22 protein-coding genes are annotated in these 26,048 nt (G+C 64.5%); 6 read left to right on the top strand and 16 right to left on the bottom strand.

Features of this window, described 5'->3' with window-relative positions:
• Nucleotides 1–24: 24 nt before the first annotated feature.
• The 10 genes from J0O65_RS25525 to J0O65_RS25480 all read right to left on the bottom strand — a co-directional run bounded on the left by J0O65_RS25525 (nucleotide 25) and on the right by J0O65_RS25480 (nucleotide 10,428).
• A complete protein-coding gene (locus J0O65_RS25525) occupies nucleotides 25–387 on the bottom strand; it encodes a translation initiation factor Sui1 (protein WP_215409950.1) in 363 nt (120 codons plus the stop codon).
• 62 nt (nucleotides 388–449) lie between these two features.
• A complete protein-coding gene (gene motD, locus J0O65_RS25520) occupies nucleotides 450–1,229 on the bottom strand; it encodes a flagellar motor protein MotD (RefSeq protein ID WP_215410128.1) in 780 nt (259 codons plus the stop codon).
• Nucleotides 1,230–1,234: 5 nt separating this feature from the next.
• The gene (locus J0O65_RS25515; RefSeq protein ID WP_152254605.1) at nucleotides 1,235–1,981 is read right to left on the bottom strand and encodes a flagellar motor protein; all 747 of its coding nucleotides are present in this window, start codon (nucleotides 1,979–1,981) and stop codon (nucleotides 1,235–1,237) included.
• Nucleotides 1,963–2,694 (bottom strand): RNA polymerase sigma factor FliA, encoded by a 732-nt coding sequence (locus J0O65_RS25510; protein ID WP_100874149.1) that lies wholly within the window; start codon nucleotides 2,692–2,694, stop codon nucleotides 1,963–1,965. The genes J0O65_RS25515 and J0O65_RS25510 overlap by 19 nt, the downstream gene beginning before the upstream one ends.
• A gap of 47 nt (nucleotides 2,695–2,741) precedes the next feature.
• Entirely contained in the window at nucleotides 2,742–3,605 is an 864-nt protein-coding gene (locus J0O65_RS25505; protein ID WP_152254603.1) for a MinD/ParA family ATP-binding protein, read from the bottom strand.
• Complete coding sequence (flhF, locus tag J0O65_RS25500) at nucleotides 3,598–4,938, bottom strand: flagellar biosynthesis GTPase FlhF (RefSeq protein ID WP_215409949.1); 1,341 nt, start codon at nucleotides 4,936–4,938, stop codon at nucleotides 3,598–3,600. The genes J0O65_RS25505 and flhF overlap by 8 nt, the downstream gene beginning before the upstream one ends.
• 267 nt (nucleotides 4,939–5,205) lie before the next feature.
• Nucleotides 5,206–7,302 (bottom strand): flagellar biosynthesis protein FlhA, encoded by a 2,097-nt coding sequence (gene flhA, locus J0O65_RS25495; RefSeq protein WP_215409948.1) that lies wholly within the window; start codon nucleotides 7,300–7,302, stop codon nucleotides 5,206–5,208.
• Nucleotides 7,299–8,492, bottom strand: a complete 1,194-nt coding sequence (flhB, locus tag J0O65_RS25490; RefSeq protein ID WP_215409947.1) for a flagellar biosynthesis protein FlhB — start codon at nucleotides 8,490–8,492, stop codon at nucleotides 7,299–7,301. Before flhB ends, flhA begins: the two co-directional genes overlap by 4 nt.
• Before the next feature lie 139 nt (nucleotides 8,493–8,631).
• The gene (locus J0O65_RS25485; protein WP_215409946.1) at nucleotides 8,632–9,630 is read right to left on the bottom strand and encodes a fumarylacetoacetate hydrolase family protein; all 999 of its coding nucleotides are present in this window, start codon (nucleotides 9,628–9,630) and stop codon (nucleotides 8,632–8,634) included.
• Between the two features lie 87 nt (nucleotides 9,631–9,717).
• Nucleotides 9,718–10,428: a pseudouridine synthase gene (locus J0O65_RS25480; protein WP_215409945.1), complete on the bottom strand. Its 711-nt coding sequence runs from the start codon at nucleotides 10,426–10,428 to the stop codon at nucleotides 9,718–9,720.
• A 256-nt stretch (nucleotides 10,429–10,684) separates the two neighbouring features.
• On the opposite strand from J0O65_RS25480, the gene J0O65_RS25475 reads away from it, so the two are divergent.
• The gene (locus tag J0O65_RS25475) at nucleotides 10,685–11,062 is read left to right on the top strand and encodes a hypothetical protein (protein WP_215409944.1); all 378 of its coding nucleotides are present in this window, start codon (nucleotides 10,685–10,687) and stop codon (nucleotides 11,060–11,062) included.
• A gap of 374 nt (nucleotides 11,063–11,436) precedes the next feature.
• On the opposite strand, the gene J0O65_RS25470 is transcribed toward J0O65_RS25475, so the two are convergent.
• The 4 genes from J0O65_RS25470 to J0O65_RS25455 all read right to left on the bottom strand — a co-directional run bounded on the left by J0O65_RS25470 (nucleotide 11,437) and on the right by J0O65_RS25455 (nucleotide 14,584).
• Complete coding sequence (locus J0O65_RS25470; protein WP_215409943.1) at nucleotides 11,437–12,438, bottom strand: S49 family peptidase; 1,002 nt, start codon at nucleotides 12,436–12,438, stop codon at nucleotides 11,437–11,439.
• 39 nt (nucleotides 12,439–12,477) lie between these two features.
• Nucleotides 12,478–12,855: a Rieske (2Fe-2S) protein gene (locus J0O65_RS25465; RefSeq protein ID WP_215409942.1), complete on the bottom strand. Its 378-nt coding sequence runs from the start codon at nucleotides 12,853–12,855 to the stop codon at nucleotides 12,478–12,480.
• Nucleotides 12,852–13,511 carry an HAD-IIIA family hydrolase gene (locus tag J0O65_RS25460; RefSeq protein ID WP_215409941.1) on the bottom strand — a complete coding sequence of 220 codons (660 nt, stop codon included), beginning with the start codon at nucleotides 13,509–13,511 and terminating at the stop codon, nucleotides 12,852–12,854. The genes J0O65_RS25465 and J0O65_RS25460 overlap by 4 nt, the downstream gene beginning before the upstream one ends.
• Nucleotides 13,512–13,588: 77 nt before the next feature.
• Entirely contained in the window at nucleotides 13,589–14,584 is a 996-nt protein-coding gene (locus tag J0O65_RS25455) for an RluA family pseudouridine synthase (protein WP_152254593.1), read from the bottom strand.
• Nucleotides 14,585–15,268: 684 nt separating this feature from the next.
• Here J0O65_RS25455 and J0O65_RS25450 point away from each other — a divergent pair.
• The 5 genes from J0O65_RS25450 (at nucleotide 15,269) to J0O65_RS25430 (ending at nucleotide 24,108) form a co-directional block, all read left to right on the top strand.
• Entirely contained in the window at nucleotides 15,269–18,406 is a 3,138-nt protein-coding gene (locus J0O65_RS25450) for an Rne/Rng family ribonuclease (protein ID WP_215409940.1), read from the top strand.
• A gap of 88 nt (nucleotides 18,407–18,494) precedes the next feature.
• The gene (gene chrA / locus J0O65_RS25445; protein ID WP_215409939.1) at nucleotides 18,495–19,835 is read left to right on the top strand and encodes a chromate efflux transporter; all 1,341 of its coding nucleotides are present in this window, start codon (nucleotides 18,495–18,497) and stop codon (nucleotides 19,833–19,835) included.
• A gap of 30 nt (nucleotides 19,836–19,865) precedes the next feature.
• Entirely contained in the window at nucleotides 19,866–20,987 is a 1,122-nt protein-coding gene (gene moaA, locus J0O65_RS25440; protein ID WP_285896824.1) for a GTP 3',8-cyclase MoaA, read from the top strand.
• A gap of 62 nt (nucleotides 20,988–21,049) precedes the next feature.
• Nucleotides 21,050–22,897 (top strand): molybdopterin molybdotransferase MoeA, encoded by a 1,848-nt coding sequence (gene moeA, locus J0O65_RS25435; protein WP_251373993.1) that lies wholly within the window; start codon nucleotides 21,050–21,052, stop codon nucleotides 22,895–22,897.
• Between the two features lie 284 nt (nucleotides 22,898–23,181).
• Entirely contained in the window at nucleotides 23,182–24,108 is a 927-nt protein-coding gene (locus tag J0O65_RS25430; RefSeq protein WP_215409937.1) for an MHFG family PEP-CTERM protein, read from the top strand.
• Here J0O65_RS25430 and J0O65_RS25425 read toward each other — a convergent pair.
• Nucleotides 24,105–25,490, bottom strand: coding sequence for a DNA recombination protein RmuC (locus J0O65_RS25425; RefSeq protein WP_215409936.1), 1,386 nt, complete (start codon nucleotides 25,488–25,490; stop codon nucleotides 24,105–24,107). The two genes, J0O65_RS25430 and J0O65_RS25425, sit on opposite strands and share 4 nt — an antisense overlap.
• Nucleotides 25,491–25,494: 4 nt before the next feature.
• Nucleotides 25,495–25,890, bottom strand: coding sequence for a group II truncated hemoglobin (locus J0O65_RS25420; RefSeq protein WP_034785429.1), 396 nt, complete (start codon nucleotides 25,888–25,890; stop codon nucleotides 25,495–25,497).
• Between the last annotated feature and the right edge of the window lie 158 nt (nucleotides 25,891–26,048).

Genomic DNA, 26,048 nt, shown 5'->3' with positions numbered 1-26,048 from the left:
GACGTGCCGCACGCCTCCACGCGCTCAGCCGCCAGCCTTTTTCGGCTGGTGCCCCAGCTTGCTCAGCGCGGCCAGGATGGCGTCCACATGGTCGCCCTGCACTTCGATCACGCCATCCTTGACCGTCCCGCCCGAACCGCACTGCGTGCGTAGCTGCTTGCCCAGCAAGGCCAGCGCGATGGCGTCCAGCGGCAAGCCCTTGACCACGGTGACGCTCTTGCCGCCGCGGCCCTTGGTCTGGCGCGATACGCGCACCACGCCGTCGCCCGCGGGCGCCGCCTTCGCCTGCGCCTTGCATGCGCACTGCGCCAGCGGCTGGCGGCAGGCGGGACACATGCGGCCCGTTTCGGTGGAGTAGACGAGACCGCCCTGGGAACTGCTTTTCATGATCGAGAGCGAAAAAGGAAGAAGGCCGCGATTGTACCAAGCAATGCTGGGGTCAGCCCCCGCTAGTCAGGTGCCGGTGCGACGGGCGGCGTCGGCACTTCCGTCACCGTTTCGGGGATGCCGGAGAGAATCGTCACGGCGACCCTGCGGTTGCGCGCGCGCCCTTCCGGCGTGGCGTTCGGCGCCACTGGGATGTTGTCGGCGTGGCCCACGGCCGTCAGGCGCGACGCCTTGACGCCGCTGGCGATGAACAGGCGCACCACGGCGCTGGCGCGCGCGGCCGACAATTCCCAGTTCGAGGCAAAGTTCGAATTGCTGATCGGCTGCACGTCCGTATGCCCTTCCACCTGCACGTCGTGCGTGTCATCCTTGAGCAGCACGGCGACGGCGCGCAGGGCCTGGTCCGACTCCGCCGTCAAACGCGCCGCGCCCGGGTCGAACAGCACGCTGGCATTGATTTCCACGCTCACGCCGCGGCTCGTCTGCGTCACCCGCACCTTGCCTTCCTTGACCAGCGGCGCCAGCGTGGATGTGAGGTCCTGCGCCAGGCGCGTCATGTGTTCGCGCTCGCGGCGGATGGCTTCCGTGCGGCGTTTCAGGGCGGGATTCGGCAGCGGAATGGCTTGCGGCGCTTCCATGATGATGGGCGGCGCGCCCTTTTCCAGGCTGAAGGCCTGGCCGATGGCGTTCTGGAAGACGCGGTATTTGCCTTCGTTGACTTGTGAAATCGCATACATGACGACGAAGAAGGCGAACAGCAGGGTGATGAAGTCGGCGTACGAGATCAGCCAGCGGTCCTGGTTGTCCGCTTCCTCGTCATATTTCCTGCGCGCGCGCCGCATCATGGTCAGTGCTCGTGCAGCAGGCTGGAAACGCGCTCTTCGATGATGCGCGTGTGGTCGCCCGTGGCGATGTCGTACAGCACGGCGGCCGTGATTTCATACTGCAGCACCCTGCGCGAGACGATGGCCTTGAGCTTGTTCGCCACCGGCAGGAACAGCAGGTTGGCCAGGCCCACGCCATAGATGGTGGAAACGAAGGCCACGGCGATGCCGCTGCCCAGTTTGCTCGGGTCGGTGAGGTTTTCCATCACGTGGATCAGGCCCAGCACGGCGCCCAGGATGCCGATGGTGGGCGAATAGCCGGCCGCCGATTCCCACACCTTGACGGCCTGCCGCTCGGCCATTTCATAGGCGGAGATTTCCACGTCGAGCAGCTGGCGCAGCTTGTCGGGCGCGATGCCGTCGACGATCATGCGCAAGCCCTTGGCATTGAAGCGGTCGGCCGTGTTTTCCATCAGGCGCTCGAGCGCCAGCGGGCCGTCGCGGCGCGCCGTCAGGCTCCATAGCCCGATGTCGCGCGCCAGCGCGGCGCGCGTGTCGGGCGGCGGCAGGAACACCCAGCGCAGCATTTCCAGGCCGCGGACAAAAGTACGCAGCCGCGTTTGCAGCAGCACGGCGCCGAAGGTGCCGATGATGACGATGGCAAAGGCGGCCGGCTGCAGCAATGAGGCCATCTTGCCGCCTTCCAGTGCCTGGCCGACCAGCAGGCCCGCCAGCGCCAGCGCCAGCCCGATTACGCTGGACCAGTCCACGCCAGCTCCCTCAAGGTTGCGCGCAGGCGCGCGACGGCCTGGGTATGCAGCTGCGAGACGCGCGATTCGGACACGCCCATCACCGCGCCGATCTCCTTCAGGTTCAGCTCTTCTTCGTAATACAGGCCCATGAGTATTTTCTCGCGTGGCGGCAGCGCGTCGATGGCATCGATCACGGATTGCCGGAAATCGGTATCGAGCAGGGAGCGCAAGGGGTCGCTGTCCTCGTCCACGCAGTGGCGGTCGAGGAAGCTGTCATTGCCGTCCGGGTCATGAAAATCTTCGTAATACAGCAGCTGGTGGCCGCCGCCGTCGCCCAGCATTTCCTGGTAGTCGGCCAGCGACATTTTCAGCAGTTTCGCCACTTCCGACTCCGTCGGCGGATGGCCGAGGCGCTGCTGCAGGATGCTCATCGCTTCCTCGATCTTGCGCATGTTCTGGCGCATGCTGCGCGGCAGCCAGTCGCTGGTGCGCAATTCATCGAGCATGGCGCCGCGGATGCGCAGCACGGCATACGTCTCGAACTGCGCGCCATGCGTCTCTTCATAGCGGCTGATGGCATCGAGCAGGCCGATCATGCCGGCCTGGATCAGGTCATCGACCTCGACCGAAGGCGGTAATTTCGCCTTCATATGGTGCGCCAGACGCTTCACCAGCGGAATGTGCTCCGTCAGCAAATAGTCCTTGTTCGATTTCCCTTTGACCGTGTACATAGGCTGCTTATTGTTTTCTCATCTTTTATCTGGTGCCGCGGTGGGTGTCAGGCGCTGAACTGATGCGGGCTCCCCGTCTGGTACAAGGTGCCGCCGAGCACCGGCGCCGCCGAACGAGCCAGCCGCTCGGCCAGTCCGCGAAACGCCACCGACGCTCCCGCCAGCGGAAAGGCATCGACCACGCTGCGGCCCAGGCGCGCCGCGCGGTGCAGATATTCATCGGCAGGCACCGACCCCATCGAGGTCAGCTTCACGGCCAGGTAGCGGCTTGCCGCCTGCGCCATATTATCGTAAACCACTTTTGCCTCGGATTCGGAAGCGCCGGTGACGAGGATGCCGAACGGACGGCGTCCCAGTTCCTGGCTCAGGCGCTTGATCAGGCAGTACGCCGCCTTGATCGAGGTGGCGCTGGTCGAGACCTGCACGACGATATCGGAAGAGGCCATCAGCGGCACGGGGAAGCAATCGCCCTCGTCGGCCACGACGCCGTCGACCAGCACGATGCCGCTCTGGCGCGCCAGCACGTCGAAGGTCTTGCCCAGGCGGCGCAACTCGTCGGCCGAAGCGTAATCCATGCTGTCCATCAGGTGGTTGCGCGCGCCCAGGCTGGCCACGCCGAAGCCTTGCGGCACCTGGTGGATGACCTGGTTCAAGCCGCACTGCTGGCGCGCCACGTCGCGCAGGCTGGCGCCGTGCGCCAATCCCAGGCGCGCAGCCACGCCATCGCCGCCGCCGCTGGCGTCGAGCAGCAGCACGTCATTGCCGCCGTAGACCAGCGAGGCGCCCAGGTTGACCAGCATGGCGCCCTTGTCATCCTGCGGCGTGGCCGATAAAAATGTCATGACGCGCGGCTGCGGGCCGGCCAGCATGCGGCGCAGGCCTTCGGCCTGGTCGAAATCGAAATTAGCCAAGGCGCACCCCGCGCGCTTCATTGTTGCGGGCGGCCGCCTGCGCCATCAAGAGCGGCAGTTCGGCATCGGAAAACTGCGTGGCCGCCGCATCGCGCTTGAGCTTGAAGGCGCGGTCGATCAGGTAGCCGCGGTCGGCCAGGTACAGGTCTTCCGGCACGCGCTGGCCGTTCGACACATAAAACAGGTTCAGTTTCTGGCGGATCACCACGTCGAGCACATTGCCGATCGACGCCGCTTCATCGAGCTTGGTCATAATGCAGCCGGCCAGGCCGCTGCCCTGGTAGGCGCGCACCACTTCATTGAGGGTTTCCTGCGTGGCCGTGGAATTGAGGCACAGCAGGCGCTTCACGTCGGCGTCGGCGCCCGACAGCATGGCCACCTGTTCCGTCACCATCTGGTCGCGCTGACTCACGCCCACCGTATCGATCAGCACCGTGTGCTTGTTCTTGAGTTCCTTCAGGGCGATGCGCAAGTCCGCCTCGTCCTTCACCGAATGCACCATCACGCCGAGGATCTTGCCGTAGATGCGCAATTGTTCGTGCGCGCCGATACGATAGGCGTCCGTGGTGATCAGCGCCAGCTTTTCCGGGCCGTGGCGCATCACGCAGCGGGCCGCCAGCTTGGCCGTGCTGGTGGTCTTGCCGACGCCCGTCGGGCCGACCAGGGCAAACACGCCGCCCTGCTCCAGCATGGCGTCTTCATTGGCGACCGTGTTCAGGTTGCGGCTCAGGACCGTCTTGATCCAACGCATGCTTTGCGCCCCGTCGAGGCCGGCCGGCAGCTTGTCGATCAGGTAGCGCGCCAGGCTGGCCGAGAAGCCGGCGGCCAGCATTTCGCGCAGCACGACGGCTTTTTGCGGCTCGCGCTGCTGCGTCGAACCCCAGGAGATTTCCGCCAGCTGGGTTTCCATCATGCCGCGCATGGCGCGGATTTCATTCATCATGCCGCTCATTTCGGCGGCGGCGTTTTCCTTGACGTGCGCCAGCGCGCTGGCCATCATCTGCTGCATGCGGGCCATGTCCACTGGCTCGCCGGCTGTCTGGCGCGGTGCGGCAGGACGTGGCGCGGCCGGGCGCTGGGCCGGGCGCTGGGCCGGGGCGGCCGGACGCTGCGGCGTGGCGAACTGGGTCTGCAACTGGGGACGGGGCTGCGACATTTCGGACGCGGCCGGCGGCGACGCCAGCGAAGCGGCATCGTCATTGGCCAGCGCGAGGATCTCCACCACGCCGTCGGCCTGGCGGTTCGACAGGATCACGGCATCGGGGCCCAGCGCTTCGCGCACCTTGCGCAGCGCATCGCGCGACGAGGCGCCCGTGAATTTCTTCACATTCATGACCGGCCTCCCAAGGCGGGGGTGGCGCAATACTGGCTGAACTGTGTGACCATCGTCGACTCCTGTTGCTTGAGTGCTGTCTTCCACATGGACACAGATCACCCGGACAGTTTCCATTATTAGCGATGCTTACAGGAAATGATCGAAGGAACAGGACGGGAAAGTCCCCGTTATTCAGTTTGCCAGCAGGAAATTGATGTTTATTTGAGCAAAAGCAAGGGCCGGGGTCAGACCCGGCGGGCCTGACCCCGGCATTGACAAAGCCAACTATTGCGCCCCCACCAGCGCCGTGACGCGGATGGTCTTGGTTTCCGGCACTTCCGCATGCGACAGCACTTTCAGTTGCGGCAAGGCGCGGCGCAGGAAGCGCGACAGCAAGGCGCGCAGCGGCGCCGGCACCAGCAGCACCGGCGTCAGGCCCAGCGCTTCCTGCTGCTGCGCGGCCAGGCCCGCCTGGTGCGCGATGGTGTCGGCCAAGCCCGGCTCGATGCCGGCGCCATCGCCGCCATTGCCCATCGCCTGCATCAGCAGGCGCTCCAGGCGGCTGTCGAGCGTCATCACGGACAGTTCGGCCGCGCCGGGGAACAATTGCTGCACGATGGCGCGGCCCAGGGCCACGCGCACCAGCGCCGTCAGGTCGTTCGGGTCTTGCGTGCTGACCGTATGCTCGGCCAGGGTTTCGATGATGGTGCGCATGTCGCGGATGTGCACGCCTTCGGCCAGCAGGTTCTGCAGCACTTTTTGCAGGGTCGACAGCGACAGCATCTTCGGCACCAGGTCTTCCACCAGGCGCGGCGATTCCTTGCCCAGGTGATCGAGCAGCGACTGCACTTCCGCGCGGCCCAGCAGTTCGGACGCGTGCGAAGTGATCAGGTGATTCAGGTGCGTGGCCACCACGGTGCCCGCATCGACCACCGTGTAGCCCATCGATTGCGCCTGGTCGCGCAGGCTGGCGTCGATCCAGGTGGCGGGCAGGCCGAAGGCGGGGTCGTTCGTGGCCAGGCCCGGCAAGGTGCCGCTGGCCATGCCGGGATTGATGGCCAGGAACTGGCCGTTGAACGCCTCGCCCACGCCCACTTCCACGCCCTTGAGGGTGATGCGGTAGGCGGACGGCTTCAATTCCAGGTTGTCGCGGATATGCACGGGCGGCGCCAGGAAACCCACTTCCTGGGCGAATTTCTTGCGGATGCCCTTGATACGCTTGAGCAATTCCCCGCCCTGCGTCTTGTCGACCAGCGGGATCAAGCGGTAGCCCACTTCCAGGCCCAGGGTATCGACGGGCATGATGTCTTGCCAGCTGGCTTCTTCCTGCTCGGGCGCCACGGTCGCTTGCGGCGCCTCGGCCGGCTTCTCGGCCGCCTGCTTCGCCTGCGCCCGCGTCTTGCCGATCAGATAGGCGGAGCCGGCCAGCAGCGAGGCCAGCAGGATGAAGACCATGTTCGGCATGCCGGGAATCAGCCCCATGCCGCCGATGATGCCGGCGGTAATATACAGTACTTGCGGTTTGGCGAACAATTGACCCACCAGCTGGGTACCGATGTCCTGTTCGCTGGCCACGCGCGAGACGACGATACCGGCCGCCGTGGAAATGATCAGCGAAGGAATCTGTGCCACCAGGCCGTCACCGATGGCCAGCAAGGTGTAGTTCTTGAGCGCATCGGCAAAGCCCATGTCGTGCTGCAGCAAGCCCACCAGCAAGCCGCCGACGATATTGATGACGGTGACCATGATGCCGGCGATGGCGTCGCCGCGCACGTATTTGCTGGCGCCGTCCATGGCGCCATAGAATTCCGCTTCCTGCGCCACTTCCGTGCGGCGGCGGCGCGCTTCGTCTTCGCCGATCAGGCCCGCGTTCAGGTCGGCGTCGATGGCCATCTGCTTGCCGGGCATGGCGTCCAGCGCGAAACGGGCGCCCACCTCGGCGATACGGCCCGCACCCTTGGTCACCACGGTAAAGTTGATGATCGTCAAAATAATGAAGACCACGATACCGACCGTGTAGTTGCCGCCGATCAGGAAGTGACCGAAGGCCTCGATGACTTTACCGGCCGCGTCGGCGCCCGTATGGCCTTCCGTCAGCACCACGCGCGTGGACGCCACGTTCAGCGACAGGCGCAGCATGGTCGACACGAGCAGGATGGTCGGGAACGCCATGAAGTCGAGCGGCTTGACCGTGTACAGCGCCGTCAGCAGCACGATGATGGACAGCGCGATATTAAAGCTGAAAAAGATGTCGAGGATGAAGGCAGGCAGCGGCAGCACCATCATCGCCAGCAGCATGATGATGATGACCGGCGCGGCGACGCCCTTGCTGGCATTGCCCTTCAATCCGCTGAGCCAGGCTGGCATGGTCAGGCCGTTCATGGTGTGCTTCCTTTATTCTGGTCTGCCGCGCCGGCTGCGGGCGGGGTCTGCGATGCGGGGTTCTGCGGATCGAGCTCGGGCGGCACGTCAAGTTTCTTCGGCTTGTCGGGGCGATCGCCCTGGCCCTTGCCATAGCTGCGCAACTGGAATACGTAGGCCAGCACCTCGGCCACGGCGCCGTACAGCGCCTCGGGAATCTCGTCGCCGATGTCCGTGTGCTTGTACAGCGCGCGCGCCAGGGCCGGCGCTTCCAGGATGGCGACCTTGTGTTCGCCCGCCAGTTCGCGGATCTTCGCCGCCACCTCGTCGACGCCCTTGGCCACCACCTGCGGCGCGCCGCGCGAATTCTCGCCATACTTCAGCGCCACCGCGTAGTGGGTCGGGTTGGTCACGACCACGTCGGCCGTCGGCACGTCGGCCATCATGCGGCGGCGCGACATTTCATGCTGCATCTGGCGGATCTTCGCCTTGATCTGCGGATTGCCGTCCGACTCCTTCGACTCTTGCTTGACTTCCTGCAAGGACATTTTCATCTTGTTGGCGTAGTGCCACATCTGGTAGGGGCCGTCGATGGCGGCGATCAGGCCCAGCGCGCCGACGATCAGCAGGAAGGCCGTGATCAAGAGGCTGATCAGATGGGCCGAGCCGGAGCGCAAGGATTCGACCGACAAGCCCAGCACGGCGTCCTTTTGATGCTGCATCACCATCCAGGCGACGATGCCGACGACGAGGGTCTTGGCGATGGCCTTGAGCAATTCCACCAGCGCATTCTTCGAAAACATATTGCCCAGGCCGCGAATCGGGTTGAGCTTGCCAAAATTGGGCGTGAACGCCTTGGAACTGAACAGCCAGCCGCCCACCAGCACGGGCGAGGCCAGGGCGACGAGCATGATGGCCAGCGCGTACGGCAGGCAAGTGAGCAAGACCGAGCCCACGTCGTAGCCGATGCGCAGCATCATCGCGTCGGGATTGAGGATCTGCTCCCGGTCCAGGGTCAGCCCGGACACCATGACGGCCGTCAGCCGCCGCACGATGGCGTCGCCGGCAAACCACAGGCAGCAGCCGGACGCCATCAGCACCGTAAACGTTGCCACTTCACGCGATCGCGGAACGTCGCCTTCCTCACGCGCCTGCTCGAGGCGCTTCGGTGACGCGGCTTCGGTCTTTTCTGCGTCGCTGTCTTCCGACATCAATCAACTCCGGTGAAGTCCCGCGGCCTGGCTAGGCGCAATACGGACTGGGCATGGAGCATTATCGAGTCTAGTGCCTGCTTGCCATCGGCGGAACAGGAGGACAAATGCCCTGTATTTCCTTTACTCTCCGGTAACCTTAGCGGGTCTTGCGTGCTTCCGCCTGTTTCACCGTTTGTTCTATAGCGCCAAACAGGGATTTACCGTCATCGCCCAGCATCTCCAGGCGGACGACGTCGCCGAACAGCAGGAATGGCGTGCTGGCGACGCCATCGGCGATCATCTCCTGGTTACGTCGCTCAACGATACTGGAAAACCCCTTCTTGACTTCCTTGTTGGCGACCCCGCCCGCGCTGACCACGCTGCCGGCGCGCGCGTTGCGTGTCTGGCACAGATGGGCGAGCAATTGCGGATAATTGAACGCCATGTCGGCGCCCGCGTGGGGTTGGCCCGTCAACTTGCCGTTCAGGCTGCAGCGCAGCGCGTAATGCACCTTGCCGCCGCGCCAGGCGTCGCCCAGCTCGTCGGGCGTGATGGCGACGGGCGAGCAGGCCATGGCCGGCTTCGCTTGCAGGAAGCCGTAGCCGCCCGCCTGTTCGTCGGGCGCCAGGTTGCGCAGGGTGATGTCGTTGACCAGCATCAACAGCTTGATGTTCAGGTGCGCCTGGTCCGGCGTCGACCCCATGGCCACGTCGTCCGTGATGGCGGCAAGGCCTGCCTCGTAATCGATGCCCCACTGCTCGTGCGCCAGGACAATATCGTCGTGGGCGCCGAGGAAATCGTCGCTGGCGCCCTGGTACATCCGTGGCGCGTCGCGCAGGTTGGCGGGCGCCTCGGTGCCGGCCGCCTTGCAGGCACGCTCGATCTGCTGCAAATAGGATGCGCCGGCCACGCGCAGACTGCTGCGCGGCAAGGGCGCCATGCAGTTGGCGGTGTCGAACTCGAAGGCGCGATGGCCGCGGCCGCTATTGATGGTCTGGTACAGCAAATCGAGCTGGGGCGCGATGAAACTCCAGTCGTCGAGCGCCTTTTGCAGGGTCGAGGCGATGCCGTCGGCCAGATGGGCCGTTTTCAGGTCGCGCGAGACGACAGCCAGCTGGCCGTCGCGCGTGCCATCCTTCAGGGTTGCTAATTTCATGTGCGGGAAACTTCGTCAAATGCAGACAATGGAGGCCAAAGACGCCAAAAAGCCGGGAAGTCCCGGCTTTGACGGTCAGGAAGCGGTTCAGGCCAGCAGCGCCAACTGTTCCGGGGTCAGATAGCACCACTCGCCTTCGGCGATGCCCAGCGATTCCAGGGTCAGGCTGCCGATGGCGGAACGGTGCAGCGCGCTGCAATGGTTGCCGGCGGCGGCCAGCATGCGCTTGACCTGGTGGTACTTGCCTTGCTCGAGCACGATTTCCAGCTGGAATTCTCCGCGCTTGACGCAGACGAGGGCCGCCAGCGGGGCCGGCTCGTCGTGCAATTGCACGCCGGCCAACAGCTGCGCCACCAGCTCATCGGTCACGGGCTCTTGGGTGGTGGCCTGGTAAATTTTGGGAACGTGACGCTTCGGCGACGATTGTGCATGGATAAACGCACCATCGTCCGACATCAGCAGCATGCCGGTCGTATCGTGGTCGAGCCGGCCGACGGGCTGGACTTCACGCCAGGTAAATTGCTCCGGCAGCAGGGTCAGCACGCCACGATGATGGCTGGGCTTGCGCGAGCACTCGAAGTTGGCGGGCTTGTTCAGCGCCAGGTACACATGCATGCGGACCACCCACTCTTCTTCGAACACGTGCAGCACCAGGCCTTCGGTCTCGACGGTGGTGCGGTAATTGGTCTGGGTGACGCCATCGATGACGACATCGCCATCCTCGATGAGGGAACGACAATATTTACGGGTGCCAAAACCCTGCGATTGCAGGATGCGGTCTAGGGATAATTTACTCATGGGCGTGACTTTACCAGAAGCGGCTGGCAGCGTGAAGCGGCGGCGCCTGGCGCCCGCGCGACGGTGCCAGCGGCGCCAAACCATGGCGCACGCAGAAATACCAAAAAGAACAAGGTGAGATTTGGCGAGAAATGGATGATTCCTTTGAGATATATCAAGCGCTCGGAATATCGCATTGATAGACTGAAACTTCGTTAGGAATCCGCCTAACGAGCCTTAGGAATAATAGCAAGGCAATCACTGACAAGGACATTGTATGAAGCATACCGATACCATCGCCTTACAAGGGAGCATCGCCGACATGCGCCAGCGCATCGCCACGGAACAGTCGGCCATGCACAAAGTCAGACTCGGCGTGGCGCGCTGGAGCAACGCCGCTGCGCCGCAGGAGGCGGACGGGCGGCCCTCGCCGGCGAGCCAGACACGCTGGCATGCCGAGGCGCAATGCCATTTCATGTGCTGGCTGGAACTGGGCGGTTTTGCGCAGGCGGATGCGGCTGCCGACAACGTGAGCGTGAACGCGCCCGCCATGGCGGACATGCCGCCCGACACCAGCAGCAGCGCAGCAACCGCGCCGGCCCGGCAAGCAAGCGCCGCCCCGCAGCCCGCGCACTGCAACGGCTGCGCCGTCTGAGTTCGGCACGCCCGACCAGCCATGCCCCACCCTCGCATGCCTGCCCTGCCCGCACGCCCAGACACCGCCGGCGAGCCCGCCCCTTCGAGCACGAACCACGCACAAAAGGAAACGGCGGCATTGCGCCGCCGTTCCCAAGCCCCATCGGGACTTTAGTGAGGAATGTAAATTCACTCAAAACCACATCTGCGATGTGGCAAGTAGTTCCAAGACCTGCCAATCAAGTTAGTACTGACAACATAGTTGATATATCGCCCCTCCTTGAAAAGAACTACGCTTTCACTATAGCCCAAGCAGCCCCTTTTTCAAGCCAATTTACCATCTTATTGAAAATCATTCTCGACTGGCTTGCCTGCCTGCCAAGAGTGATATCTTCAGCGCAACGCCGGTTGTGACTGCTGCACGGCCGCCTTCATGGCGCCGGCGCCCATGGCAGCGCCAAACTTCTTCAACACCCGTTCCGGCAAACCTTCATGCTGCGTATAGTCGACGATGTCTTCCGCCTTGACGACGTCGCGCGCCACGCTGTCGACGGTGCCGAAATCGTCGGCCAGGCCCATTTCCACGGCTTTCGCGCCCGTCCAGTACAGGCCCGAGAAGGTATCGGCCGTTTCCTTCAGGCGCTTGCCCCGTCCCGCGCGCACCACGTCGATGAATTGCTGGTGGATTTCATTGAGCATGCCTTGCGCATACGCCTTGTGCTTGTCCGTCAGGGGGCTGAACGGGTCCATGAAACCCTTGTTCTCGCCCGCCGTCAGCAGCCGGCGCTCGACGCCGACCTTTTCCATCACGCCCGTGAAGCCGAAACCATCCATCAGCACGCCGATCGAGCCGACCACGCTGGCCTTGTTGACGTAGATGCGGTCGGCGGCGGCGGCGATGTAATAGCCGCCCGAGGCGCACATCTCATCGACCACCACATACAGGGGCTTGTCCGGATAGCCCTTGCGCAGGCGCTGCATCTCGTCGACGATCATGCCGGCCTGCACGGGACTGCCGCCCGGACTATTAATATGCAGCACCACGGCGACGGAACCGCTATCGGAAAACGCCTTGTCCAGCGCGGGGATGACGACGGCGGCCGAGCCGCTGCCTTCGGACTCGATGGCGCCGCTGATGTCGATCAGGGCCGTGTGGCGGCCCAGGGTCTCGCCATCGTCGGCCGTGTTGTAGTCATAAAACACCCACAGGGCGAACAGCACGATCAGCAGGCCGAAGATCTTGAAGAAGATGCTCCAGCGGCGGTGCGCGCGTTGCTCTTGCAAAGTGGCAAATACCAGCTTTTCCAGCACGGCGCGCTCCCAGTTCCCCGCAGGGTCGCCGTGGCCGGCGGCTGGCGCGCTGCTGTCCAGCTTGTCGTTCGTGTTATCGCTCATGGTTCACTTTGCTTAAATTACAGAAGGCCTGCCCCGGCCTCAGGCCGGCAATGGCTGGACATACTCGTCGGGTTGCCAGTACAGCTGGCCATCGCGCTCGGCCACGGCGATCGGACGCAGGCGCCCTCCCTTGCAGGGGCCGCCCGCGCACAAGCCGCTTTCCGGCACATAGATGGCGCCATGCGTCGAACACATCAGGTACAAGCCGCTGGACTCGAAAAACTCGCCCTCGGCCCAATCGAGTTCGATGGGTACGTGGGCGCAGCGGTTCAGGTAACCATATGCCTTGCCGCCATGGCGCACGACAAAGCCGGTGGTCGCTTCACCGCCGGCCGAGACGGCAAAGCGCACGCCCTTGCCGCCATCGGCGACGGCGTCGGCGGCGCAAATGAAAACGTCGACAGCCTCGCCCATCATGCGTGCTCGCTCAGCCATTGATGCAGGTCCGCCACCGTGGCGGCCGAATACAGGGGATTGCAAGCTTGCAACTGCGCCACCGGATGCGCTCCATACTCTACGGCAATACCGGCCGCGCCTGCATTGCTTGCCATCAACAAATCATGACTGGTGTCGCCTATCATCACGGTGCGGCGCATGTCCTGCCCCAGTTCGCGCGTCAGCTCCTGCAGCATGGCCGGATGGGGCTTGGAGAACGTTTCATCGGCGCAGCGCGTCGCATCGAACAGGGACAGCAGCTTGACGGCGTTCAAGGAACGGTTCAGGCCGACACGGCTCTTGCCCGTGGCGACGGCCAGAAAGTACGCCTGCTGCGACAGTTCCTGCAGCATCTCGTGGACGCCGGGGAACAGCGCCAGCTCGTGATCGCGCGACAGGTAGTGATAGCGGTAGCGCTCGGCCATGCGCGCATGGTATTTCGGCTCCACGTCGGGCATCACCAGCTGCATGGCCTCCTGCAAGCCCAGGCCGATCACGTGCGAAGCGACCAGCTCGGTGGGAATTGGCAAGCCCAGGTCTTTGGCCGACGCCTGGATACACTTGACGATGGTCGAGGTACTGTCTATCAGGGTACCGTCCCAATCGAAGACGATCAGATCAAATTGCTTTCTTGCCATGTTTCCCGACGGCATAGCCGCCGGCTCCTTGAGAATGAATGATGGCCTGACTATCTTGTGGATAGTCCCGGCCACACTTAACGTGCGGCAACAGCCAATGGTTTGCCCAAGCTTACCAAGAAACGCTCGCATTCGGCAGCCAGCGGTGCGTTCAGGGTCATGCTCTTGCCCGTTTCCGGATGCGTGAACGTGATTTGATGCGCGTGCAGGAACATGCGTTTCAGGGCGCCGCGCGTGCTGTCGGCTTTCAACAGGGCACGGTTGAGGGCGAAGTCGCCATATTTATCGTCGCCGGCGATGGGGAAACCGGACGAGGACAGGTGCACGCGGATCTGGTGCGTGCGTCCCGTCTTCAATTCCGCTTCCAGCAAGGCGAAGTTGTGATATTTATGCAACAGTGAAAACACCGTATGCGACGCCAGGCCATCGGCCTGCACGGCCACCCGGCGCTCGCCCTCGGCCGTCGTATATTTATGCAGCGGCAACTTGATATGCTGGCGCGCATTCTTCCAGTCGCCGGCCACGAGTACCAGGTAGCGCTTGTCGGTGACGCCGTCGCGCATCTGTTCGTGCAAATTCGTCAATGCGGAACGTTTCTTTGCAAGCAACAACAAGCCGGACGTGTCGCGGTCCAGGCGGTGCACCAGTTCCAGGAACTTGGCGTCGGGGCGCGAGGCGCGCAATTGCTCGATCACGCCGAACGAGACGCCCGAGCCGCCATGCACGGCCACGCCGGCCGGCTTGTCGATGACGAGCAGCTGCGCATCCTCGAAGATGATCTTGAACTCGGCGGCCGGCGCGCCCGTGGGCGCCTTTTCGGCCACGCGCACGGGGGGAATGCGCACCACGTCGCCGGCGGCGAGACGGTACAGCTGATCGATACGGCCTTTATTGACCCGCACTTCTCCCGATCGCAAGATCCGGTAGATGTGGCTTTTAGGCACTCCCTTGCACACTCTTAATAAGTAGTTGTCGATACGCTGGCCTGCTTCTTCCTCGGCGATCGTGACGAATTGGGCTTGCGGCTGAACCGGGGGTGTTGAAGGGGGAACAACATCATTTTGACTCTTCATTTACTATGTCTTCCCAGAAATCTCTCTAAGTCCTTCATTTTGAATATATAATTGTTTTTGCTGCGGCCCTGGCTGCTGCGAGTGTAAGAATAAAAGCACATTTTACACAGGGGCGTCTCCACCGGCCTCGCCAAATTGCAAATTCGGTGGAAAAAAATGTATATGCACCATCCCTGCGCGAATCAAGGTTGCACCGTAGTTGTAATCGGATAACGCGTGGAGATGCTGAAGTGAGTGTGGGATTATAAGGATAAGTACCCGTTAGCGCGACTTATCGAGTCGGGCTCGCGGGTTGATGAAGTTGATAACGCTTGCCGTTTTCGCCGAACCCCGTATGCGGCCACAATACTGAGGGTTGTCGATGAATAGGCTGAGGCCAAGCCTCGCCATCGCGATCCCTGTAATGAGCCGGCTTACGATTTGGCTCTGAATTTGCTGACCACTTGCATTCTCTGCCCCCGGCATCCGGGCTGTTTCAGATGAGTTGCAAGTGTCCCGTGCACTCGGCATGACGATCGACCTCACCGCGCCTGTTGCGGCCGTAACGTATACCTCGTACGCGTTGTTGCTCCGCACGCCTGGGCATTTCCCCCGCCAGCACTCCCGTTCTCGCATATATCCCTGTACTTCGCCGCTTCCCCGGAAGCGGCTTTGAGATGGCCTACGGGTCGCGGAGTTATAAAAATGAAACGCATGTTGTTTAATGCCACGCAGCAAGAAGAACTGCGCGTAGCGATTGTCGACGGACAAAAACTGATCGACATCGATATCGAGACAGCCGGGCGCGAACAGCGCAAATCCAACATCTACAAGGGCGTGATCACGCGCATCGAGCCATCGCTCGAAGCCTGCTTCGTCAGCTATGGCGAAGACCGCCACGGCTTCCTGCCTTTCAAGGAAGTTGCCCGCACGTATTTCCGCGAAGGCGTCGATGTGCGTAACGCTTCCGTCAAGGAAGCGCTGCGCGAAGGCCAGGAAATCATGGTCCAGGTCGAAAAGGAAGAGCGCGGCAACAAGGGCGCCGCCCTGACCTCGTTCGTCTCGCTGGCCGGCCGTTACCTGGTATTGATGCCGAACAACCCGCGTGGCGGTGGCGTATCGCGCCGCGTGGAAGGTGAAGAGCGCCAGGAATTGCGCGAAACCATGGATAAACTGGACTTGCCTGCTGGCATGTCCGTCATTGCCCGCACCGCCGGCATCGGCCGCAACGTCGATGAACTGCAGTGGGACTTGAATTACCTGATGCAACTGTGGCGCGCCATCGAAGGCGCCGGCAAGTCGGCCAACGGCGCTTTCCTGATCTACCAGGAATCGTCGCTCGTCATCCGCGCCATCCGCGACTACTTCCAGCCCGACATCGGCGAGATCCTGATCGACACCGACGAGATCTACGACCAGGCGCACCAGTTCATGAGCCACGTGATGCCCGACATGGTGCACCGCGTGAAACGCTACAGCGACGACGTGCCGCTGTTCTCGCGCTTCCAGATCGAACACCAGATCGAAACGGCGTACAGCCGCACCGTGCCGCTGCCATCGGGCGGCGCCATCGTGATCGACCATACCGAAGCACTGGTCTCCGTCGACGTCAACTCGGCGCGCGCCACGCGCGGCTCGGACATCGAGACGACCGCCTTCAACACCAACTGCGAAGCGGCCGAGGAAGTGGCCCGCCAGCTGCGCCTGCGCGACCTGGGCGGCCTGATCGTCATCGACTTCATCGACATGGAAGTGGCAAAGAATCAGCGCGAAGTGGAACAGCGCCTGAAAGATGCGCTGCACCATGACCGTGCGCGTGTACAAATGGGAAAGATTTCCCGCTTCGGCCTGATGGAACTGTCGCGCCAGCGCCTGCGCCCTTCGCTGTCCGAAGGCTCGCACGTGACGTGCCCGCGCTGCTCCGGCACCGGCCACATCCGCGACACGGAATCGTCCGCCCTGCAGGTGCTGCGCATCATCCAGGAAGAGGCGATGAAGGAAAACTCGGCCACCATCCACGTGCAGGTGCCCGTGGACGTGGGCGCCTTCCTGCTCAACGAAAAGCGCGGCGAAGTGCTGAAGATCGAGAATCGCCACCGCATCGCCGTGATCCTGATCCCGAACAAGCATCTGGAAACGCCGCACTACAAGCTGGAACGCATCAAGCACGACGATCCGCGTCTGGAAGACAGCCAGGCCAGCTACAACCTGGCCGAAAGCGCTGAAACCGACATGGCTTACAGCAAGCGCCAGAAGGAAGAAGCCAAGCCGCGCCAGGAAGCCGTCGTCAAGACGATCACCCCTGACCAGCCGGCACCGCTGGTCGAGCGCAAGCCCGTCGAAGCGAAACCGGCTCCGGTGGCCGCGCCTGCCGCGCCACAGGGACTGATCGCCAAGATCATCAGCTTCTTCACCGGCGCCCCGGCACCGGTGGCGCCAGCGCCTGCCCCTGTCGCGCCGGTCAAGCCGGCCGGCGCCGACCGCGGCGACCGCAACAGCCGTGGCCCGCGTGGCCGTGGCCGCAACGGCAAGCCGGGCCGCGAAGAACGCGAACCGGGCCAGGGCCGTCCTGCCCAGGACGATGCGGCGAAGGAAGCGGAAGCACTGGAAAAGGCGGCCCGTCCGCCACGCCCGCCGCGTCCGCCACGCGAACCGCGTGAAGCGCGCGAGAATGGCGATACGGCAGCGGCGCCACGCGAACGGGGCGAGCGCCCTGAACGCGCCGAGCGTCCGGAACGTGCGGAGCGTCCGCCACGCCAGCCACGCGAAGCGCGCGAACCACGCGCCGACAAGGCTGTTGTTGCTGAAGTGAAAGCGGAAGAGCTGGCACTGGTCGGCGCTGCCGCCACCGCCGTCAACGTCGTCGTGCCGTCCAGCGGTCCTGCCGCCGATGCCGCGCCAACGAACTTGCTGAAAGCGCCGGCGAATGCCGGTCCTGAAGGCGAAGAGACGGAAAACGACGTGGAAGGCGAAGAACCGCGCCGCCGCCGTCGTCGTGGCGGCCGCAACCGCAACCGCCGCGACCGTGAAACGGGCGAGCTGATCGAATCGGCAAACGGCGAGAGCGAAGGCCAGGACGCGCCCGTGATCAGCTTTACGGTCGCTCCAGCGCCGGAAGCGGCAACTGATGCTGCACCGGTCGCCGTCGTGGCTGCCGCCGCAGTCGTCGCCGTCGCAGCGCCAGTGGAAGCCGCAGCCGACACCGCGCCAGCCGTCGTGGCTGAAGTTGTGGAAGTGGTCGAAGTGGTGGAAGTGGCCAAGGTGGCGGACATCGCCAAGGCCGAAGCAGCCGCTCCTGCCGCGGAAGCCGCCCCAGTTGCTGAAGTAACCGCAGCGGTGGCCCCTGTCGAAGTGGCCGCAGCACAAGCTGAACCAGCCGCCGCCGAACCAGCACCAGCCGCACCGGCGCCTGCTCCGGCGGAAGTCATCGTCGAAGCGGCGCCAGTGGTGGAAGCCGCGCCGCTGGTGGAAGCCATCGCCGTGATCGAGGAAGCGCCAGCAGCTGAAGCGGCGCCTGCCGTGGTGGAAGCCGCCCCGGTGCCTGCCGACGTTGCTCCTGCTCTTGCTCCTGCTCCGGCACCAGCCCCTGTGGCGGCACCAGCTCCAGCTCCAGCTCCGGCTCCGGCTCCGGCGCCTGCCGCGCCCGTGGCCGCGCCGCTGGACTTGAACGCGGTGCTCGGTTCGGCCGGCCTGACCCTGGCCGCCACCGATCCGGAAAAACTGCGCCTGGCGCAGGAAGCGGCCGCCAAGGCAGTCGCTCCGGTACGCAAGCCGCGCGAACGCAAGCCATTGCCGCCGCAATCGGATGAGCCGTTGATCCAGGTCAACACGCAACGTCCTTAAGCGCGCAGGGTTCGCCCAGCCGCCATTGACGAAAGGGGAAGCTCAGGCTTCCCCTTTTTTACGTCCACTTCTTTGCCAGCCAGCCGCCATGTACGAGAACGCCAACCTTCCCCGCCCCGCCCCCGTCAGCCTGCGCAGCGCCTTCTGGTACTGGCTCAAGCTGGGCTGCGTCAGCTTTGGCGGCCCGGCCGGGCAAATCGCCATGATGCATGCGGAACTGGTGGAAAGGCGGCGCTGGATTTCCGAGCAGCGTTTCCTGCACGCGCTGAACTACTGCATGCTGCTGCCGGGGCCGGAAGCGACCCAGCTGGCCATCTATATCGGCTGGCTGATGCACCGCACGCGCGGCGCCCTGGTGGCGGGCCTGCTATTCCTGCTACCCTCGCTGCTGCTGCTGATCACCCTGTCCTGGCTGTACATGGCGTATGGCCACGTGGGCGCCATCGCCGGCGTCCTGTACGGCGTCAAGCCGGCCGTCGTCGCCATCGTGCTGGCGGCCGCCTGGCGCCTGGGCCGCCGCACCTTGCGCAGCCCCGGCCTGATCGCCATCGCGGCGGGCGCATTTGTCGCCATCGCCGCGCTACGGCTGCCATTTCCCCTGATCGTGTTCACCGCCGCCCTGCTGGGCATGGCCGGCGGGCGCTGGCTGCCGGCCCACTTCCATGTCAACGGCGCCCACCATGGCGGCGCGGCCCGCTACGGCGCCGCCCTGATCGATGACGACACGCCCACGCCGGAGCACGCGCGCTTCAGCTGGCCTCGCCTGCTGGGCACGGCCGCCGTCGGCCTGGCCCTGGCCTTCCTCGCCTGGCTGGGCCTGGCGCTGGCGGGCGGGGCGGACCAGCCGCTGGCGCAGATGGGCGTGTTTTTCAGCAAGGCCGCCCTGCTGACGTTCGGCGGCGCGTATGCCGTGCTGCCCTACCTGGTGCAGGGCGCCGCCGACCATTACCACTGGATCAGCAGCACGCAGATGATGGATGGCCTGGCGCTGGGCGAGACGACGCCCGGCCCCCTGATCATGATCGTCGCCTTCATCGGCTTCGTGGGCGGCTGGAGCCATGCCGTGACGGGTGAGCACCTGTGGCTGGCAGGCGTCTGCGGCGCGCTCGTCGCCAGCTGGTTCACCTTCCTGCCCTCGTTCTTCTTCATCCTGGCCGGCGCGCCCCTGGTGGAAGCGTCGCGCGGCAATTTGCGCCTGAGCGCGCCCCTGACGGCCATCTCGGCGGCCGTGGTGGGCGTCATCGCCAGCCTGGCCCTGTTCTTTGGCCACCATGTGTTCTGGCAAGAAAACCCGCTGCCGCACTGGGACTGGCTGGCGATTTCCATCGCGCTCGCGGCCGGCGTGGCGCTGATCAGGTTTCAAGTGGGAACCATCAAATTGCTGCTCGCCTGTGCCATTTTCGGCCTCGTGCTATCGTATCTGCCTTGAATGACTTTACGCACCAGGCATCACACTTTCATGGCTGACAAGATTATCTACCTCGCCAAGGCCCGCAATGGAACACCGGCGATTCCCGCGCGGCTGGAAAGCCCCAGCGGCCACATGGCCGACAGCCTGGGCCGGCCCCTGCACGACCTGCGCATCTCGATTACCGACCGCTGCAATTTCCGTTGCGTGTACTGCATGCCCAAGGACGTGTTCGACAAGAACCACGTGTATCTGCCGCACACGGATTTGCTGTCGTTCGAGGAAATCACGCGCGTGGCGCGCCTGTTCGTCGCGCACGGCGTGGAAAAGATCCGCCTGACGGGCGGCGAGCCGCTGCTGCGCAAGAATATCGAAAAACTCATCGCCATGCTGGCCGAACTGCGCACGCCGTCGGGCCAGCCGCTGGACCTGACCCTGACGACCAATGGTTCCTTGCTTGCCAGAAAAGCGCAAGCGCTCAAGGATGCGGGCCTGAACCGCGTCACCGTGTCGCTCGACTCGCTCGACGACGCCACCTTCAAGCGCATGAACGATGTCGACTTCGCCGTGGCCGACGTGCTGCACGGCATCGACGCCGCGCATGCGGCGGGCCTGGGTCCCATCAAGATCAACATGGTCGTCAAGGCCGGCATGAACGAGCAGGAAATCGTGCCGATGGCGCGCCACTTCAAGGGCACGCCCTACATCCTGCGCTTCATCGAATACATGGACGTGGGCGCATCGAACGGCTGGAACTTGCAGGAAGTCATACCATCGGCCGACGTCGTGCGGCGCATCGCCGCGCACATGCCCTTGCTGCCCATCGACCCGAACTACGCGGGCGAGACGGCGGCGCGCTGGCGCTATGCGGATGGCGGCGGCGAAATCGGCCTCATTTCCAGCGTCACGCAAGCGTTCTGCGGCGACTGCAGCCGCGCCCGCCTCTCGACCGAGGGCAAGCTGTACACCTGTCTGTTCGCCAGCAGCGGCCACGACTTGCGCAGCCTGCTGCGCGGCGGCCGCAGCGACGCGGAAATCTCCTCGGCCGTGGCGCAGCTGTGGCGCGACCGCGGCGACCGCTATTCGCAATTGCGCACCAGCCAGACGGATTTGACGGGCGGTGCGCTTGAGCACGGTAAAAAGAAAGTGGAAATGTCGTATATCGGCGGCTGAATCGGGCGCGGCGCACGCCCGCCGCTGCTACCATGGCGCATGCACCAATTTTCCTACCTGACATGATCAACAAACACGACATTACCGGCCTGATCCTGGCCGGCGGCCTCGGCACGCGCATGGGCCAGCGCGACAAGGGCATGCTGCCCCTGCATGGCCAGCCCCTGGCGCGCCACGTGCTGCAGCGCCTGGCGCCGCAAGTGGGCCAGCTGGCCCTCAGTGTCCACGCCGATGCCGGCGACTACGCCCGCTTCGGCCTGCCCGTGTGGCCGGACGCGCTGCCGGGCCAGCTCGGTCCGCTGGCCGGCTTGCATAGCGGCATGCATCACGCCAGCACGCCATACCTGCTCACCGTGCCCTGCGATTCGCCCATGCTGCCGCCCGACCTGGCCACGCGCCTGGCGGCCGGGCTGACGCAGGACAATGCCGACCTGGCCATCGCCGTCACCGAGGAAATCGACGCGGCGACGGGAGCGGCCGTGCGCCGCCCGCATCCCGTCTTTTGTCTCGTCAAGACCGCCGCCCTGCCCCAGCTCGATGCATATCTGCGCAGCGGCGAGCGCCGCATGCGCACCTGGCACGGTCCCTTGAAACTGACTGAAGTGCTGTTCGAGAACAATAGCGCATTCGGCAACATCAATACCCCGGACGAGCTGGCCGCCTTGCAGGCGCAGGGCTTGTCCGTGCCGATGGCGCAAGCCATCCTGGCCGACGCCGTCGCGCCCGTGGCCGACATCGAGGCACTGCCGCTGCCGCAAGCGTTCGAGCGCATCCTGGCGGCCGACATCATCTCGCCCATCAGCGTGCCCGCGCACGACAATTCCGCCATGGATGGCTATGCGCTGCACGGCGCCGACCTGGGCGGCGATGCGCCCGTGACCCTGGCCGTGGTCGACACCATCCTGGCCGGCAGCCCCGGCACGGTCAGCGTGGGGCGCGGGCAATGCGCGCGCATCATGACGGGCGCCGTCATGCCCGACGGCTGCGACAGCGTGGTGCCGCAGGAACTGGTGCGGCAAGCCAGCGCCAGCAGCATCACGCTGGCGCCGGACTGCATCCGTCCTGGCGACAACCGCCGCTTCAAGGGCGAGGACTTGATGCAGGGCCAGCCTGCGCTGCTGCAGGGCAAGCGCCTGGGTCCGGCCGAACTGGGTTTGCTGGCCTCGTTGGGTATCGCCACGGTGCCCGTGCGCCGTCGCCTGCGCGTGGCCTTCTTTTCCACGGGCGACGAATTGCGCTCGCTCGGCGAGCCGCTAGCCGCGGGCTGCATCTACGACAGCAACCGCTACACCCTGCTGGGCATGCTGACACGCCTCGGTTGCGAAGTGCTCGACATGGGCATCGTCAAGGACCATCCGCAGGCGCTGGAAGCGGCCTTGCGCGGCGCCTGCGCCAAGGCCGACGTCATCATCACCTCGGGTGGCGTGTCCAGCGGCGCGGCCGATTTTACGCGCGAGATCCTGGCGCGCCTCGGTAAAGTGGCCTTCTGGCAAATCAACATGCGCCCGGGCCGCCCCATGGCCTTTGGCCCGATTGCCAGCGAGGGCGACACGGCCTTGCTGCTGGGTTTGCCAGGCAACCCGGTCGCCGTGATGGCGGCGTTTTATTTTCTCGCCCGCCCAACCCTGCTGCGCCTGATGGGCGCCGATGCGGATACGTCCAGCCTGCCGCTGCTGCAGGTGGCGACGCAAGCACCGATACGCAAGAAACGGGGCCGCACGGAATACCAGCGCGGCATCGTCGAGCGCGGCGCGGACGGACGCCAGCACGTGCGCGTGACGGGCGCGCAAGGCTCGGGCATCCTGCGCTCGATGACACAAGCCAATTGCATGATCGTGCTGCACGAAGCACAAGGCCACGTGGCGGCCGGCGATCTGGTCGACATCGTACTGCTCCACGGGCTGACCTGACGCGCCACCGCCGGCCAGGCTGACCGCGCCGGCGCCTCCCCCACCAAGACGGCCCGCCCTGCGCGGGCCGTTTGCATTGCCCCCTCGCAATCACATCGCCCGCACGGCAACCGCCCCTTAGAGAGATAAAAATATTAACCATTTCCATCGATAAACGAATAAACAAACACAACACTAATTGTAATAATTTTATTTATTAGTTGATATTGAAGTTTCTTCGGTGATAACATCTGAGCCTAGATAAAAAGTTCAATTTTGATATTGTTTTCACGAGGAAACTTCCAATGAAACACCGTTCATGGATCGCGGGCGCCAGCGTGCTGGGAGCAGCTTGCCTGCTGGGCATGGCATCCCTGACGCCGCTGCCCGCCTACGCCAAGGGGGCCCCACGGGCCGACGTGCTGGAGAACTGCAGCTGGAACCGTCCCGGCGTCGACCCGTTCATGGGTGACGTGGTGGCGGCCGTGGACCGCTATACGGACATCGCGCCGCCAGTGCGCGAAGAATTGAAGCAGCGCATGCGCGCGCGCCAGTATGATGAAATCGTCGTGATCAGCCGCGACGCCATCCGCGGCAAGGGCGCTTACAACGCGCGCATCAGCGACATGCATTTCGGCCCGGGCCGGGTGTGCCGCAATGTCACGCGCGCGGGGTGGAGCGAGCAGATGCAGGAACGGGGACTCGTGTATTGCGTGCAGGACCAGTGCATCCTGGTGCCGACGATTTGCCGCAACGTCAGCCGCATCACGCAGGCGCCCGCGTCGGCGCCACCGGCGGCCGGCGCTGCCGCTCCCGGTGGCGCCGCGCCCGTAGCCGCCGCGCCGGCCGCCCCTGCCCCTTCCGGCGCGGCCGGCGTGCCCGTGATCGACAATCCCGACGCCTTGCGCGGCGGCTCCTTCACGGGCGGCGCCATGCCGCCCGAGGTGGCCAGCATTCCTTTCCTGCCCTTCGATTATGTGCGTACCGTCGGCAGCACCGGCTCCCCGGCCGACATGGGCGGCGGCAGTGGCGGAGGAGGAGGAGGTGGTGGTGGTAGCTTGCCGCCCGGCCCGGCGGGCGGCGGCATCATCGTGCCGCCCAGCGTGATCCTGCCGACGCTGCCGCCGACCGACCTGTCCGTCCTGCCGGCCGTGCCGGAACCCGACACCTGGGCCATGCTGCTGGCGGGACTGGCGCTATGCGCCTGCGCCATACTGCGCCGCCGGCGCTAGTCGCCGTCCGCCTCGGCGGACAGTCCAGCATCCGCCTTACCCAGCAGCAAGGCGGCCGCCTCGCCCGGCAAGGCTTCCACGGATTTCAATTTGCGCGCCATCTGCCGGCTGCGCACTTCCGCGCTTTCGATATTCTTCGCCGCCTTCTCCAGGGTCAGCCGGGTTTGCGACAGCACGTCGCCGAACTTGCCGAATTCCGTCTTGACGGCGCCCAGCACTTGCCACACTTCCGACGAACGCTTTTCCAGCGCCAGGGTGCGGAAACCCATCTGCAGGCTGTTGAGCAAGGCCGTCAGGGTGGAGGGACCGGCGATGCTGACCCGGTGCACGCGCTGCAATTCGTCGGCCAGTCCAGGACGGCGCAGCACTTCCGCATACAAGCCTTCCGTGGGCAGGAAGAGGATGGCAAAGTCCGTGGTCTGCGGCGGCGCCAGGTATTTCTCGGCGATGGTCTTCGCCTCGCCCCGCACGGCCCGTTCCAGCTCGCGGCCGGCCGCGGCCACGCCGTCGGCATCGGCCCGCTCGGCCGCCTCGACCAGACGCTCGTACTGCTCCTTGGGGAACTTCGCGTCGATCGGCATCCACACGGGCGGACCGCCATCTAGCATGCCCGGTAACTTCAGGGCGAACTCCACGCGCGCGCCGCTGCCCGGCACGGTTTCCACGTTCTTCGCATACTGGTCGACAGTGAGTACCTGCTCCAGCAGCATTTCCAGCTGCACCTCGCCCCAGGTGCCACGCGTCTTGACGTTGGTGAGCACCCGCTTCAGGTCGCCCACGCCCAGCGCCAGCTGCTGCATTTCACCGAGGCCCTGATGGACTTTTTCCAGCCGCTCCGACACTTGCTGGAACGAGGCGCTCAAACGCGTTTCCAGAGTCGCGTGCAGCTTTTCATCGACCGTCTTGCGCATCTCTTCCAGGCGCGCACCGTTGTCAGCCTGCAAATCGCGGATCTTGTTTTCCAGGGTGGCGCGCACCTCCAGCATGCGCTGCGCATTCGATTCAATCAGTTTAGCCAGGGTCTGGTTGGTGCTGTCGGCAAAGCGCGCCAGGCTTTGCGCCTGTTCCTCGCGCCCGACTTTCCCCTGCGCCTGCATCTGCGTGCGCAGGCTGTCGAGTTGCTGCAGGGTCGCCGCCTGGAATTGCGCCAGGCTGGTGGCCAGGTCCTGGCGCGTCGCCTGCGCCGACGCCTGCAGCTGCAGCCGCACTTCGCGCTCGACCCGGTCGATGCGTTCCAGGCTTTGCTGCTGGTGCTGCTGCACCAGCGCCAAGGTGGTGGCGCCATCGCCGGCCGCGCCGCGCGGGCGCAGCAAGATCAATAGCAACAGGACGATGGCGACGATGGCGGCGCCCAGCAGGCTGTAGAACTCGATTGGGCTCATGGAATCAGTCAGGTTTGTTGCGCATCCAGTCGGCCGTCTGATAGAACGATTCCATCAGGCGCACGCGCAGGGATTCTTCGATGCCCGTGTCTTCCATGGCCCAGGCCATGGCGCGCAGCCACTGGTCGCGCTCGCTCGTGCCTATGGCGTAAGGCAAGTGGCGCGCGCGCAGGCGCGGGTGGCCGAATTTCTCGATATACAAGTCCGGCCCGCCCATCCAACCCGTGAGGAAGAAATACAGCTTGTCGCGCGAACCGTCCGTCGAGGGCGGATGCATGACGCGGATGCCGGCGAACTCGGCTTCGAGCTCCATCAAGTCATAAAAACGGTCGACCATTTCGCGCAGCACGGGGGCGCCGCCGATGGTCTCGTACAGGGTGGGGGCAGTGGTATCAGTCATGGCCGCCATGATAGCGCAAGCGTCGGCGGCCCATGCGACGCCCGCTGCCGCTGCCGCAAAAAAGCACAATATACTTGACTACTCAAGTTTATATCAAATACTATGCAATTTTAAACCAAGGACAAAACCAGCATGTCAGCCCCCCCCCCCCCCCCCCC

This window comes from Janthinobacterium sp. JC611, assembly GCF_018682595.1.
Taxonomy (GTDB): domain Bacteria; phylum Pseudomonadota; class Gammaproteobacteria; order Burkholderiales; family Burkholderiaceae_D; genus Janthinobacterium.
The sequence above is the reverse complement of the archived record's forward strand: the minus strand, read 5'-3'. Positions and strand labels throughout refer to the sequence as shown.